Here is a 14233-nt window from a genome sequence, read left to right on the forward strand (position 1 = left end):
TCCGCCCGTTCAGCCGCCCCCCGTCTTCGGGGCAGACGTTGCTGCCTGAGGTGCCTCTGCGGCGTGTTCGAGCGGATAGAACACGTACGACAGCGTCACCGTGGAGAACTGCTTGGTGTCGGAATCCTCGACCATTTTAGGATCGATGAAGAAAGTTATCGGCATCTCCACCGTCTGATGCGGCGCAAGCGTTTGCTCGGTAAAGCAGAAGCATTCGATCTTCTGGAAATAAGGACCCATCGATTCCGGCGCGACGTTGAACGCAGCCTGACCGCTTAGCGGCTTGTCCGTGAGATTGGTTGCGCGGAAGAAAGCGAGGTTCGTTTCGCCGATCTTGACTTCCATCGTCTTGACGTCCGGCTCGAACTTCCAAGCCAGTTTTTTCGAGACATTGCCGTCAAAGCGCACGGTGATCGTACGGTCGAGAACCTTGCTTGCGTTCTGCGCGGCGCGCTGCGTCGTGCCGCCGTAACCCGTCACCTGGCAGAACATGGAATAGAGCTCTGGCGAGACGGCAGTGATGCCGCCCATCACCCCAAGCGCCAGCAGGCAGCCGACGACTGTGCGACGGTTGCCAGACGATGGCTTCTTCGGAAGATTTTCGCTGCTCGAGTCCATTCGGCTTTCGTTCCTCAAAGGACTTTCGGCGGAACGCCGTTGGTGAAGCGCACAAAGGTGGCGATGTAGAATGCGAGCACCATGAATCCCAGCATCAAGCCGATCGCAATCGACCGGCGGCGGCGAGACCGCTGGGCCGCGAGATCCTGGTTGGTCTTTTCAGGCGCATCCATTCGAACAAAGCACCTTATGCCAGAATGCGGTGCACAGTGGCTTCAACGAGAAGCACAGCAAACAGCACGTAGAGATAGAGAATCGAGAACCAGAAGAGTCGGCGCGCCGCCGTATCGGCTTCGCGGCCTTCGGTCGTGAAATAGACGTTCACTGCCAGCGCCAGGAAGACGGCGCCGAGAACAACCGAGCTAACGAGATACGCAATTCCGCCGAGGCCGGTGAAATAGGGAGCAATCGCGAGCGGCACGAGCAACACGGAATAGATCAGAATCTGGCGGCGCGTTTCCGGCAGCCCTGCAACGACCGGCAGCATCGGCACACCGACGCGCTCGTAGTCACGGCAACGATAGAGCGACAGCGCCCAGAAGTGCGGCGGCGTCCACATGAAGATGATGAGAAACAGCAGGATGCTGTTGATGCTGACGTCACCCGTGACAGCAGCCCAGCCGATCATTGGCGGGAACGCACCCGCTGCACCGCCGATGACGATGTTCTGCGGCGTCTTACGCTTCAGCCACATCGTGTAGACGAAAAGATAGTAAGCGATCGTGAGTGCCAGGAGCGCGCCGGCAACCCAGTTGACGATCACGCCGAGCGTTACGACGGAGCCCAACGAAAGAACGGTTCCGAAGCTGAGAGCTTCGTCACCGCTGACTTTTCCACGCGGCAAAGGACGTGCTGCCGTACGCGCCATGCGGGCATCGATGTCGGCGTCATACCACATATTGAGGGCGCCCGAGGCGCCCGCACCGATTGCAATCGAGACCATGGCGATGACGCCAATGATCGGATTGATCGATCCTGGCGCGGCCAGCATTGCAGCGAGCGCCGTAAAGACAACGAGCGCCATCACGCGCGGCTTCATCAACTGGACGAAGTCGCCGACGCTTGGCTCGGCCGTGAGGTCAAATTGACCGATTTCGCTTTGGACGCTCATTGCCCGCACATCGCCTAATTGGTTGATGTCGAATTTCGATCAGGGTCGGCGGACGAGGCCCGCCGACCCTGTGGGTTACTTCGCGGATCAGTGATGATCAGCGGCCGCGATGCGCGGAAGCTTCTCGAAGCTATGGAAAGCTGGCGGCGACGGCAGCGTCCATTCCAGCGTCGTTGCGCCAGGACCCCACGGATTGTCCGCAGCCTTCTCCTTACGGATGAAGTAGGCGTAGAACATCGCAAACAGGAACACGAGCAAGCCTGCAGCCGTGATGTAGGAGCCGTACGACGAGATGCGGTTCCAGTACGCAAACCCTTCCGGGTAGTCAGCGTAGTGGCGCGGCATGCCCGACAGGCCAAGGAAGTGCTGCGGGAAGAACAGGACGTTGGCGCCGATGAACGTCAACCAGAAGTGCAGCTTGCCCAGCGTCTCATTGTACATGTAGCCGCTCATCTTCGGGAACCAGTAGTACCAGCCTGCGAAGATCGAGAAGACAGCGCCGAGCGAGAGCACGTAGTGGAAGTGTGCAACGACGTAGTACGTGTTGTGCAGTGCGCGGTCGACGCCTGCGTTGGCGCACATAACGCCCGTCACGCCGCCGACGGTGAAGAGCACGATGAAGCCCAGCGCCCACAACATCGGAACGCGGTATTCAAGCGAGCCGCCCCACATGGTGGCGATCCAGGAGAATACCTTCACGCCCGTTGGTACGGCGATCACCATTGTCGCGAACATGAAGTAAGCCTGCGTATCGACGCTCAGACCTGCCGTGTACATGTGGTGAGCCCAGACGATGAAGCCGACGAGGCCGATCGCAACCATGGCGTAGGCCATGCCGAGGTAACCGAACACCGGCTTCCGCGAGAACGTCGAAACGATGTGGCTGACGATGCCGAAGCCCGGCAGAACGAGAATGTAAACTTCGGGATGGCCGAAGAACCAGAAAAGATGGGCGTAGAGCAGCGGGTCGCCGCCGCCTGCGGGATCATAGAAGGTCGTTCCGAAATTACGATCCGTCAGCAGCATGGTGATCGCGCCAGCGAGAACCGGAAGCGACAGCAAAAGCATGAAGGCGGTGACGAGTTCGGCCCAGACGAACAGCGGCATCTTGTGCAGCGTCATGCCGGGTGCGCGCATGTTGAAGATCGTGGTGATGAAGTTGATCGCACCAAGGATCGACGCAGCACCGGCCAAATGGACCGACAGAATTGCAAAGTCGACTGCGGGTCCGGGATGACCAATCTTGCCTGCAAGCGGCGCGACCAAGATCCAGCCAGCACCTGCACCATCAGCGTCTGCCGTGCCGGGAACGAACAGCGACATAAGCATCAGAGCGAAGGCAGAAACCAACAGCCAGAAGGAGATGTTGTTCATGCGCGGGAACGCCATGTCAGGCGCACCGATCATGATCGGCACAAACCAGTTGCCGAAGCCGCCGATCATGGCAGGCATGACGACAAAGAAGACCATGATCATGCCGTGCGCGGAAACGAACGCGTTAAAGACGCCTTCGTTTGAGAAGAACTGAAGCCCAGGCTCCTGAAGTTCCAAGCGCATCGCGATGGACAGACCGGCGCCGATGCAGCCCGCAAAGATTGAGAACAGCAAGTACATCGTGCCGATGTCTTTGTGGTTCGTCGAAAGGAACCATCGCCTAAAGAATGTCGGCGCGTGGTCGTGACCACCGTCGGCCGTGTGTGCAGTGCTTCCCATTTCCTAATGCCCTTGTCCCGAAAGCTTCTCAGTTCTTATTGGTCGATGAAGCGAGGCGAGCAGCTTGTCGCCGCTCGTCACGACTAATTACTGCGCAGAGGCGACGTTGGATTGATCGCCGCGGCTCGCGACGTCGTCGTCAAGAATCTTCTGAGCCTTCTTCTTGTCCTTGCCCTGCATCGCGGCCAGCCAGGCGTCGTACACGGTCTGATCTACGACACGAACGACGATCGGCATCGCAGAATGCAGCTTGCCGCAAAGAACCGAGCACTGACCCGTATAGGTGCCAATTCTCGTTGCACGGAACCATACGGCCGACGTACGGCCAGGGACGGCCTGCATCTTCACGCCGAACGACGGCACGGTCCAAGAGTGGATGACGTCGCTCGAGGTTACGAGAACGTGGACGTTCTTGTTGACCGGAACGGCGATTTCCTGATCGACGGAAAGACGACGGCGCTTGTGGGTCTCAGCCCAGAGCGGCAGAGAGTCCGTATACAGAGCGGCGTGCAACCGTGCGCCCTCAAGTGCGCCATATTTCTGATCGTATGCTTCGTCACCAACCTTGGCGCGGATGAGGTCTTCATCGTTGATGATGTTGGACGTGATCGAGATGTTCTGGTCGAGGTATTCCGTATCCCAGAACCAGGAGTTGCCCGTGACCTTCACGGTCAGGTCCGGCTTCGGAAAGGCGTACTGATTGAACAGGAGGTGGAATGAAGGGATCGAGATGCCGACCAGGATCAGGATCGGAACGATCGTCCAGGCGACTTCGAGGCCGGTGTGATGCGTGGTGCGCGACGGGGTCGGATTGTTCTTCGCGCTGAAGCGGAACATCACGTATCCCATCAGAATGATGACGAAGACCGCGATCGAAATGATGATGTAATTTACGGTGTCGTGGACGTGGGTCAGTTCTTCCATGAGGGGAGTGGCCGCGCCTTGCAGACCAAGCTCGCCGTCGGTTGGATGACCAAAGCCTGCGAGCGCCGGTGCAAGACCGACAAAAGCCATGGCCGAGCAGGCAGCCGTCAATCCCAGAACGGCGCCAAGCAACCTCTTAAACATTCGTTCGCTCCCAGTTCGCGTCGCCCAGCGCTGAACACGCCGCGACCGTCTCCCATTCACAAATTGCGCGCTCGGCTGCGCGTCGTCCCCGTTTTTTTGCCCGGTTTTCCCGACCAGGAGCGCCCGCGTACGACGAAGCCACGCCGGCTTCAATCTCACCTGCTAAGGCAGCACGACACAGAGCACAACCGCTCCAATGAACTCAAGTCAAGTTTGTGCGTCATTTATACGCTAAAAGAGGTTGGGTACTTTGAGCGAATCGCATTCCTCTCGGGACTGCCCCGTGTCGCGCAGAACAGAATTCGGCCGAAATCCTGGATGACGAAGCGGCGGATCGTTGGTGGCAATTCTCGTCGCTAACGCGGTATCTGGAACGCAAGGACATCCGTTTGCATTCGCTCATTCGACGCCGAAACGACCACCTCCTGACAGACACAGGCTTCCCTGCGATGGGCGCCGAGTCGTGGGCGACCCGACTATTCTTGGCAGGGCTTGTGCTGGTGTTCGCAGTTGCGAGCATGATGGCGTTCGCGATGCCTGCCAACGCCGTCGATGCGCCGGAAGGGACGGTCAAAGCGCAGCATGGGGATTGGCAGGTCGTCTGCAAGGATCCGCCGGCTGGCGCGAAGAACGGCGTTTGCGCGCTCGTGCAAAGCGTCACGGCCGAGGACAAAAACAATATCGGGCTGACGGTCTACTTCCAGCGCTTCTCGAATGGCACGCGCGTTCTGCGCGTATTCGCTCCGCTCGGCGTGCTTCTGCCGCCGGGCCTCGGCCTAAAGATCGATGACAAGGACGTTGGGCATGCGCCGTTTCTGCGCTGCCATAGCTTCGCTTGCTATGCTCAGGTCGTTGTCGAAGATCCGCTGATTGAGCAGCTCAAGACCGGAAAAACGGCGATTTTCATCATCTTCCAGACTGAGGAAGCGGGCATCGGGATTCCGATTTCGCTTAAGGGCTTCGCAGAGGCACTTGGCGACCTCAAGTGAGTTGGCCGCACACGCAGCGCGGCTCAGCCGATTCCTGAGTTTCGGGCGTTCAGATTGCGCTTCATACGTTCAGATTGTCAGGCGACCTTGCGCTCGTATGTTTCGCCCGTCTGCTCGTCTCGCTCCAACAGCACGAGACGATCGCGCGAGCGCTTCACCGGCAATTTGACCACCGGTGCAGCCACCGAGCCACCGGCTGCCGCCACACGCGGCGCAACCTCTGCGCAGTTTCCGATCATCATCGTCCAAAGCTCGGCGCACGCGTTGAAGTGGTGCATCGGCGATGGCGCCGGGCGCATGATTTCGTGAGTCCAGCGCATAAGCGCCTGAGCCTGACGCGCCTGCAGTCCTGCAATTTCCATCTGACTTGTACCGACAGCACGCATTAGCGGTTGCCAGAAATACGCAGTGGTATCAACGGTATCGAACAGAATCTGAAAGTAAGAATAGTACAGTGAAGTATTACTATGCGAAGTTTCGGCATTATACGCCATCTCGCAACCCTTCCCGCTACACACAACGCCCTCGAACTGTGCCAGGCACCTGGGTTCAAACCTCATTACATTTGAACCTCGGATGAATGTGCTTTGAGATAGCACGAAGGTGCAACCGTCGCACCTCACAGCTCCGTGCGGATTGTGTCGAAATACTCAATGGCTTGCCGTCGTTGGCTTACACGCTGTTGGCGCACAACCTCTCGCAGAGCGTGTAAATCTCACAAATACTCAATTATAGCAGGTGGTTAATCGTTCTTGACGATTGTTCAACTGAGCTTATCACAGGAGAGGAATTAGTCGGTTGAGTAGCTGTTGTGAGTGCGTTCCGGGGAACCAACCATTGGGGTTTGGTTGTTCGCGCCGTCGTCGCGAGCGGCGCCAGCGTGCTTTTTTCTGGATTGTCCTTCGCTCAGAGCTCTCTCCCTCAGCCGGAAACAACTGAAAGTGCCCTTGGCTGGCGTGAGACTTGGGCGGGCGTGGACGCGGCCCGCGATCAGTGGATGTTTTATTCCGGCATGACGGTTGCCCCGTGGAGCCCGGATGCCCACTCGAACGGCATTCGTCTGCGGCTCTCGGGCGGATACGGACACTACGACTACACCGCCATGACGCCGCGCGCGCCTTGCGGAGATGCGACCGTTGGCGATGCTTGCAGCGAGGATGGCCGGATCGCAAAACGTTACAGCGTGGCCCATTCGTATGCCCATGCGCTGGTTGGCTATCACTTTCGTCTCGGGGACTTGATTGCGAAGACGTTCGTCGGCGCGGCGATGTCGACCCAGAGCCATAAGAACAGCGAAACGCTTCATGCCAGCGACGGCACCAAGTTCGGTGCGATAGGGGCTGTCGAACTCTGGCTCAATCTCGGTGAGCACGCCTACACCGCAGTCGACGCCAGCTATTCAACTGCGCGGGATGAGACGTCCGCGCGTTGGAGAGCAGGCTATCGGCTGCTTCCCTATCTCTCCATCGGTCCTGAGCTTCGATACGACAAAAACATCGAGACAGGAGAGGGCATTTGGAATGGCCGGGCTGGTGCATTCATCCGTTATGAATGGGCAGGCGGGGAGGTCTCGTTGGCAGGCGGTGTCGCGACGCGTGTAAGCGATTGGCAACAAGACGATAGCTCGCCCTACGGAACACTGAACGTGCTCTTCCAATTCTAGCTGCACCGTGCCAGTTCTTTGACACAGCCGCGCGTTCCGACGCGCACGAAACTGGACGAGGATGTGCATGAGAATGGCACCGGCCCCGGCTCTTTTTTTCGCCTTGGCGTTTCTGGCGCCGATGTTCGTTTCCCATGCTGCAAACGCGGGCGCATGCGCTGACTTCCAAGTGACCGCGCGCGGAGAGCAGTCGCGATACGAGTGGCTGGCCAAGGTCAAGACACGGGCTCACTGGCGCCAGAAAGTCAGAACGATGCCCGGCCTCGGCCCCGATTATTCCAATTGGGCCCGCGCGCAGAATACCGAGGAAAACTGCATGAGCGGCGGCTCGGGAACTGTTTGCACGTTCGTTGGAACGCCTTGCCTGCCCTGATTGCAGGGCGTTCTCGTTCGCTCACAGCGGACGCATGTTGTATGTGCTTTTCTGGCACACCTCACGGTCAATTCGCTTTGAAAGCACGGCGAGTTACAGTGATTGTCTTGCAAGTTCGCATGCGCGACCCAATCATCTCCCCGGCGATATTGCACACTAGTCATTCGCATTGACTCGACGCGGTTGGCTACGGTGCGCCTGTCGCTCAAAAGCCCGCCCAGTTGCGTGCTGGCGGAGGTGAAGGAGTATTGGGCTGCGGGTCCCATCGCTCCTTCTCCTCGGCACCGTCTTAGGCACTCTCATACGATATTTACCCTTGTTCCCTGAGGAACAGCGGATTCTCCAAAACGAACATCTATTCGCCTTGACGAGTTCACAATCCTTCGACAAACAGAACGTCGATTCTTTTTGGGAACCCGAGACGAGGCTGGGTGATGCCGAGACTGAGGCCCGATACGCAGCGTGCGAGACGAGAAAAAATTCTCGACGCAGCGCTGACCTGCTTTTCCAGAGGCGGATTTCACGCGACGACGATGCAGTCCATTTGCCGGGAGGCAGGGATTAGCCCTGGATCGCTTTATGTCTACTTCAATAGCAAAGAAGCGTTGATCGAGGGGCTGTGCGAACGCGACCGGGCGGAATTCGCTGAGCGCTTCGCCGTGCTTGCAAATGCGCCTGACTTGCTGGAAGCGCTTTCCGCAATCGGCGAACACTACTTCATCGATGAATCTCCGGAGCGGCAACGCTTTGCGATGGAGATGGGTGTTGAAGCGACACGCAACCCACGCATCGCCGACATCTTCATGAAGGTCGACAAGTATTGCAGCGAAAGTTTCGAAGCGCTGTTTCAACGCATGAAGGATGAGAAAAGAATTGCGCCAACCATCGATATTCCGAGGTTGGCGAAAGTCTTGAGCGTCCTTGGCGACGGATTGTTTTGGCGCCGAGCCATCGAGCCCAATGTCGATATGCGCGCCATTTTGCCGGTGATGATCCAGATGATCGGCAGTCTTCTGAATCCGGTAGAGCGCGCCCCGCGCAGCCAATCCGCCAAAACGCACGAGGCGCGCGTATGACTTGGACGAAATTTTTCGTGCTCTTGTTCTTGATCGCCGCCGGAACGGGCGGCTTGTACATGTTCATCGAGAACAAACGGAATGCAGAGGTGCAGGCTGCACGGCTTGAAGCTGCGAAACCCGTCGTGGAACCTGCCATCACCGTTTCAAAAGCGAAGATGGAGGAGTTCGTTCAAACGGCAATCGTCTCAGGTTCGCTGATACCGCGCGAAGAGATCCTCGTTTCGCCCGAGGTTGAGGGTTTGCGCGTTCTCGAATTGCTCGCTGATGAAGGCGACAAGGTCAAGAAAGGCCAAGTGCTCGCCCGGCTCGTTGCGGAACAGCTGAATGCACAGCTCGCGCAGAACACCGCCAATCTCGCGCGCGCAACCGCTGCCATCGCCCAGGCCGAAAGCCAGATCGCACAGGCTGAAGCGCAAGCAAAGGAAGCGGCCGCACAACTCGAACGCGCGGAGCCCCTGAAGAAATCGGGCTATCTTTCGGGATCGACATACGACCAGCGCGAAAGCGCCGCGCGTACGACCGCCTCCCAAGTGATCGCTGCTCGCGACGGACTTACCGCTGCCAAAGCTGAGAAAGCCCAGGTCGAAGCTCAGGGCCGGGAAATGTTGTGGCGGCGGAATAACACCGACGTCACCGCGCCTAAGGATGGCATCATCAGCCGCCGAACGGCCCGCATCGGTGCGATGGCGTCTGCTGTCGGTGAGCCGATGTTCCGCGTCATCGAGAACGGCGAGATCGAACTCGATGCGGAAATCGTTGAGACGGAAATGAAGAACGTGAAGGTCGGCCAGAAGGCGATCGTCACCGTTCCGCAGATCGGCGATTTTGAAGGGCGCGTGCGGCTCGTTTCGCCAGAAATCGATAAGACGACGCGTCTCGGCCGCGTGAGGATTTTCCTTGGCGCGAACCCTCAGATTCGCATCGGATCGTATGCTCATGGCCAGATTGAAACGGCGCGCAGCCGCGGCATCGCGGTTCCGACGTCTGCCGTCAATTTCGAGCACGGTACGGTTTCGGTTCAGGTGGTCAAAGACAAGAAGGTTCAGAAGCGTTTCGTAACAGCCGGGTTGATAACCGGCGATCTGGTCGAAATCACCCAAGGCCTTTCGGAGGGCGACCTTGTCGTGACGCGCGCGGGCACGTTCCTACGCGACGGCGATATGGTGCGTCCGATCGTTCCTGAGCCGGCGCTAAGCGAGGCTCGCTAATGCGGATCAACGTTTCTGCATGGTCCATCCGGCGTCCTGTTCCGGCGATCGTTCTGTTCGCCGTGCTGATGCTGCTTGGCACGTTGAGCTTCATGCAGATGCCGGTGACCCGGTTTCCGAACATCGATATTCCGCTCGTTTCCGTCATTGTCACGCAATCCGGCGCGGCTCCTGCCGAACTCGAAACGCAAGTCACAAAGATCGTCGAAGACTCGGTCGCCAATATCACGGGCGTGAAGCACATCACGTCGACGCTGACCGACGGCACGTCATCGACGATCATTGAATTTCGCCTGGAGACCAACACCGATCGCGCTTTGAATGACGTCAAAGATGCGATTGCAAAAGTGCGCGCAAATCTTCCGCGGACGATCGATGAACCCATCATCGAGAGGATTGACGTCGAAGGACAGCCGATCCTGACGTACGCGGCGACGTCGCCCGGAATGACGCTGGAAGAGTTGTCGTGGCACGTGGACGACGTCATCAAGCGCCGGATGCAGGCGACGAAGGGCGTGGGCCGCGTCGAGCGCTATGGCGGTGTCGATCGCGAAATTCGCGTCAATCTCAATCCCGATAAGCTGCTGGCTTACGGTATCACCGCGGCCGAGGTGAACCGGCAAGTCCGTTCAACAAACGTCGATCTTGGCTCCGGCCGAGGCGAGGTTGGCGGACAGGAACAGGCGATCCGCATTCTGGCCGGTGCGCGGCGTGTGCAGGTGCTTGCTGATGCGAAGATCATGCTTCCGGGCGGGCGCGAAGTTCGCCTCAAGGATCTCGGACAAGTCATCGACGACGCCAGCGAGCAGCGCTCGTTCAGTCGTCTCGATAGCCAGCCTGTCGTTTCGTTCTCCGTGTTTCGAACCAAAGGAACGAGCGAGCTCTCGGTTGCTGATGCCGTTGACGCTTCGCTTAAAGAACTCCAAGCGGCGTACCCGAACGTAAACATCACTCTCATCGACGATGCGGTGGCCTATACGCGCGGCAACTATGTTGCCGCGATGGAAGCGCTGATCGAAGGCGCCGTGCTCGCCGTGATTGTCGTGTTCGTTTTCTTGCGAAACTGGCGCGCAACGCTGATTTCGGCGATCGCCTTGCCACTCGCGGCGATACCGACGTTTTGGGCAATGAGCGCGATGGGATTTTCCCTGAACCTCGTCAGCCTGCTTGGAATAACCCTCGCCACAGGCATACTCGTGGACGATGCGATCGTCGAGATCGAGAACATCGTGCGCCACATGCACCAGGGTAAGTCGCCATATCGCGCGGCCCTTGAAGCGGCGGACGAAATCGGTCTGGCTGTGATCGCGATTACGCTGACGATCGTCGCGATCTTTGCGCCGGTTTCGTTCATGGGCGGCATTGCAGGACAGTACTTCCGGCAGTTCGGCATGACCGTTGCCGTTGCCGTGTTGATATCGCTTCTGGTCGCGCGGCTCATTACGCCGATGATGGCCGCTTATCTCATGCGTCCTATTCCAGAGAAGCCGCATGTCGATGGCTGGCTGATGCGCTTCTATACGCGGTTTCTCGAAGCGACATTGAATTGGCGCTACCTGACGCTCGTCTCCGGCGTCGCACTGTTTTCCACTGCCATCTACGCGACGTCGCTGCTTCCCACCGGCTTCCTTCCGGATGAAGACACGGCGCGCATTGTCGTGGCTGTTGAATTTCCACCAGGCACGAAGCTCGATGATACGCGTATCAAAACCGATGAGATGGCGCGCATTCTGCGTTCAATCCCCGAGGTGCATCAGGTCTTCGTGCTCGGCGGAACCAGTCCCACGGGACAATTGGATGTGCGGCGCGCGTCAGTATTCGTACAGCTGACGCCGAAGAATGAGCGGAAGATTACGCAGAAGCAGCTCAGCACGATCATTGCGGCGAAGCTGGGCGACGTTCCCGATAGTCGCGCCTGGTACATCAACGACCGGGGTGAGCGCGAACTCTCATTCTCGATGCTGTCACGCAACGGCGATGACTTGAACGCGGCGATCGGCAAAGTCGAAGTTGGCTTGCGCGAGATTCCGGGTTTCCGCAACGTCGCGGCCTCCGGCTCCACCGAGCGGCCTGAAATTCAGATCATCCCGCGTCTCGACGAAGCTGCGCGCCTTGGTGTAGCGCCCGATCAGATTGCCGAAACCATTCGCGTCGCGACGATCGGAGATGCGGAATTCAATCTGGCTAAATACACGCTCGGCGACCGGCAGATTCCAATCCGCGTGCAGCTTGAAGAACGCATGCGCACGCAGCTCAAGCGCATCGAACAACTCCGCGTCACCAATGCTTCGGGCAAAGCCATTCCGCTGACCGCTGTCGCGACCGTCAGCCTTGGAAGCGGGCCTGCGTCGATCGAACGTTTCGACCGGCTGCGGCGCGCCGTTGTCGGCGTCGATCTCGATCGGGGCGTTCCGATGAGCGTTGCGCGCGAAAAGTTTCTCAAGGTGATCGAAGATCAAAAGCTGCCCGCGACCGTGACGCTGCAGCCCTCGGGTGACGCGGAAGTGCAGGACGAAGTGGCCAATGGCTTCATGACGGCCATGGGAACCGGCATTCTGATCGTTCTTGGATTGCTGATCCTGTTGTTCGGCAGCGTGTTTCAACCGATCACCATTTTGCTGTCGCTGCCGCTTTCGTTCGGCGGCGTGGTGGTCAGCCTGTTGCTCACCGACAATTCGATCAGCATGCCCGTTTACATCGGGTTGCTGATGCTGATGGGTATCGTGACGAAGAACGCGATCATGCTCGTCGACTTTGCGATTGAAGAAATTGCGGCTGGCGTCGACCGGCGCGAGGCCATCATTGATGCCGGTCGCAAGCGCGCTCGTCCGATCATCATGACAACGCTCGCGATGGCGGCCGGCATGCTTCCCAGCGCCCTTGCATTTGGTGACGGCGGCGAATTCCGTGCGCCGATGGCCATTGCGGTGATCGGCGGCCTTCTGGTCTCGACGCTGCTGTCGCTCGTGTTCGTCCCCTCGTTCTTTACCGTAATGGACGATTTCGGATGGTTGATGGAGCGGATCTTCGGCCGCTTTATCGGGCCGCGCGATGAGCCGGGCGAAGAGAACCCTGCTGTCCATAAGGCACGCGAAGCCGAACCGGCTGCCGGAAAGCCCGCACCTCCGGTCACCTCGTAATAATTTCGAACCCATTTGCCGATTGGAGAATTGTACGAGGCGCTGCTCGTCACTACGTTCGTGCGCGGGCACTTAACCCAAGGATGAACGCCATGTTCGACGCGAAATCAATTCTCGAAAGTATCGTGCGCGGGGCTGCTCCAGCCCAGCAGAACCAGGGAGGCGGAGGCGGCGGTCTCGGCGATATTCTGAGCGAGATCGGTCGAAGTCTTTCCCAGCCGTCCAGCGGCTCACCGGCTGGCGGTACTGAAGGCGGAAACGGAAACAGCAAAGGTCTTGGTGACATCCTCGGCGATCTTGCCCGTCAGTTCGGCCAGCCGTCCTCAGGCGAGACTGCCGGACGCCCTGCCTCCAGTTCCACCGGCTCTGCTCAAGATGGCGGGACGCCGGAACTCGGCGATATCCTGGCGCAGATTAAAGACAAGCTTGGGCAGGCAGGCGGTTCCGTTACCGACGGCGGCAGCATCACCGACATTCTCGGCAAGATCTTCTCGCAGGCGGTGCAAGGTGTCGGAGAGGGCGCTGCGCACGCCGGTCAAGCAACTGGCGCGAGCGACGCTCTCGGAAGGATTGCCTCTGACCCGCAGGCAGCGCAGGTTCTAGAGCAATTGAAGAATGCCGTGCGCAATAGCCCGTTTGGTGCTGGCGCTGCGGCTGGCGGTCTTGGCGGACTGATACTCGGCACGCAGACTGGGCGATCGCTTGCTTCGAGCGCTGCACGACTTGGCGCACTCGCGATGATCGGTGGGCTCGCTTACAAGGCAATGCAGAATTACCAGGCAGGCAAGCCGCTCATCACCGGCGCCACGGCAACGGTTGCGCCGCCAGCCGGCTCCGGGTTTGAAGCTGCTGCCGTCACCAACGATGCGGCTGTTCACTACATCCAAGCGATGATTGCTGCCGCCGCTGCGGACGGACGCATCGATGCCGCCGAACATGACAAGCTCGTCGCGAGCTTCGGCGAATCCGGAATTGGCGGTGAGGCCGAAGCTTTTCTCGCGCAGGAACTCAACAACCCGCGTTCCGTTCAAGAGTTGGCCGCGTCGGTCGCCTCCCCCCAAGAAGCTATTCAGCTTTACACGGCTGCGCGGATTGCCGTCGCGGATAAGTCGCCCGCCGAACAGAACTTCCTGGCGGAACTCGCGCGTGCGCTCAACATCGATCCGAAGCTTGCCGCGCACGTCGATGCAACGGCGCAGGCCGCGGCTTAGACCTCTGGGGTCTTACGGCGATTTCCTCGTTGAGTGCGGGGTCGCGTTACGAAGAAACAA

At 58.9% G+C, this 14233-nt stretch carries 13 protein-coding genes; 7 read left to right on the forward strand and 6 right to left on the reverse strand.

The features are described from left to right. Positions 1-9 precede the first annotated feature (9 nt). From DLM45_RS06225 to coxB, 5 genes are all read right to left on the reverse strand, one after another. Positions 10-618 (reverse strand): cytochrome c oxidase assembly protein, encoded by a 609-nt coding sequence (locus tag DLM45_RS06225; RefSeq protein ID WP_181336310.1) that lies wholly within the window; start codon positions 616-618, stop codon positions 10-12. A gap of 14 nt (positions 619-632) precedes the next feature. After that, the gene (locus DLM45_RS06230; protein ID WP_181336311.1) at positions 633-791 is read right to left on the reverse strand and encodes a protein CoxF; all 159 of its coding nucleotides are present in this window, start codon (positions 789-791) and stop codon (positions 633-635) included. A gap of 14 nt (positions 792-805) precedes the next feature. Next, on the reverse strand, positions 806-1729 hold the full coding sequence (locus DLM45_RS06235; protein WP_181336312.1) for a heme o synthase: 924 nt from the start codon (positions 1727-1729) through the stop codon (positions 806-808). A gap of 87 nt (positions 1730-1816) precedes the next feature. Continuing rightward, a complete protein-coding gene (gene ctaD, locus DLM45_RS06240; protein WP_181336313.1) occupies positions 1817-3442 on the reverse strand; it encodes a cytochrome c oxidase subunit I in 1626 nt (541 codons plus the stop codon). 87 nt (positions 3443-3529) lie between these two features. Continuing rightward, positions 3530-4510 (reverse strand): cytochrome c oxidase subunit II, encoded by a 981-nt coding sequence (gene coxB / locus DLM45_RS06245; RefSeq protein WP_181336314.1) that lies wholly within the window; start codon positions 4508-4510, stop codon positions 3530-3532. Positions 4511-4959: 449 nt separating this feature from the next. Here coxB and DLM45_RS06250 point away from each other — a divergent pair, with 449 nt between their 5' ends. After that, on the forward strand, positions 4960-5499 hold the full coding sequence (locus tag DLM45_RS06250; RefSeq protein ID WP_181336315.1) for an invasion associated locus B family protein: 540 nt from the start codon (positions 4960-4962) through the stop codon (positions 5497-5499). Between the two features lie 77 nt (positions 5500-5576). Here the strand turns inward: DLM45_RS06250 and DLM45_RS06255 are convergent, their stop codons facing one another. Then, positions 5577-5885: a hypothetical protein gene (locus DLM45_RS06255; protein WP_246317185.1), complete on the reverse strand. Its 309-nt coding sequence runs from the start codon at positions 5883-5885 to the stop codon at positions 5577-5579. A 494-nt stretch (positions 5886-6379) separates the two neighbouring features. Between DLM45_RS06255 and bcsS the strand changes: the two genes are divergently transcribed. From bcsS to DLM45_RS06285, 6 genes are all read left to right on the forward strand, one after another. Further along, complete coding sequence (gene bcsS, locus DLM45_RS06260; RefSeq protein ID WP_425485230.1) at positions 6380-7162, forward strand: cellulose biosynthesis protein BcsS; 783 nt, start codon at positions 6380-6382, stop codon at positions 7160-7162. Positions 7163-7235: 73 nt separating this feature from the next. Continuing rightward, on the forward strand, positions 7236-7535 hold the full coding sequence (locus DLM45_RS06265) for a hypothetical protein (protein ID WP_246317189.1): 300 nt from the start codon (positions 7236-7238) through the stop codon (positions 7533-7535). Positions 7536-7969: 434 nt separating this feature from the next. Further along, positions 7970-8611, forward strand: a complete 642-nt coding sequence (locus DLM45_RS06270) for a TetR/AcrR family transcriptional regulator (protein ID WP_181336318.1) — start codon at positions 7970-7972, stop codon at positions 8609-8611. Next, positions 8608-9822, forward strand: coding sequence for an efflux RND transporter periplasmic adaptor subunit (locus DLM45_RS06275; protein WP_181336319.1), 1215 nt, complete (start codon positions 8608-8610; stop codon positions 9820-9822). The genes DLM45_RS06270 and DLM45_RS06275 overlap by 4 nt, the downstream gene beginning before the upstream one ends. Next, positions 9822-12962: an efflux RND transporter permease subunit gene (locus DLM45_RS06280; RefSeq protein WP_181336320.1), complete on the forward strand. Its 3141-nt coding sequence runs from the start codon at positions 9822-9824 to the stop codon at positions 12960-12962. The genes DLM45_RS06275 and DLM45_RS06280 overlap by 1 nt, the downstream gene beginning before the upstream one ends. A 92-nt stretch (positions 12963-13054) precedes the next feature. Then, positions 13055-14173 carry a tellurite resistance TerB family protein gene (locus DLM45_RS06285; RefSeq protein ID WP_181336321.1) on the forward strand — a complete coding sequence of 373 codons (1119 nt, stop codon included), beginning with the start codon at positions 13055-13057 and terminating at the stop codon, positions 14171-14173. Positions 14174-14233 lie beyond the last annotated feature (60 nt).

Origin of the sequence: Hyphomicrobium methylovorum (assembly GCF_013626205.1) — a bacterium.
In the GTDB taxonomy this organism is placed as follows: Bacteria; Pseudomonadota; Alphaproteobacteria; order Rhizobiales; family Hyphomicrobiaceae; genus Hyphomicrobium_B; species Hyphomicrobium_B methylovorum.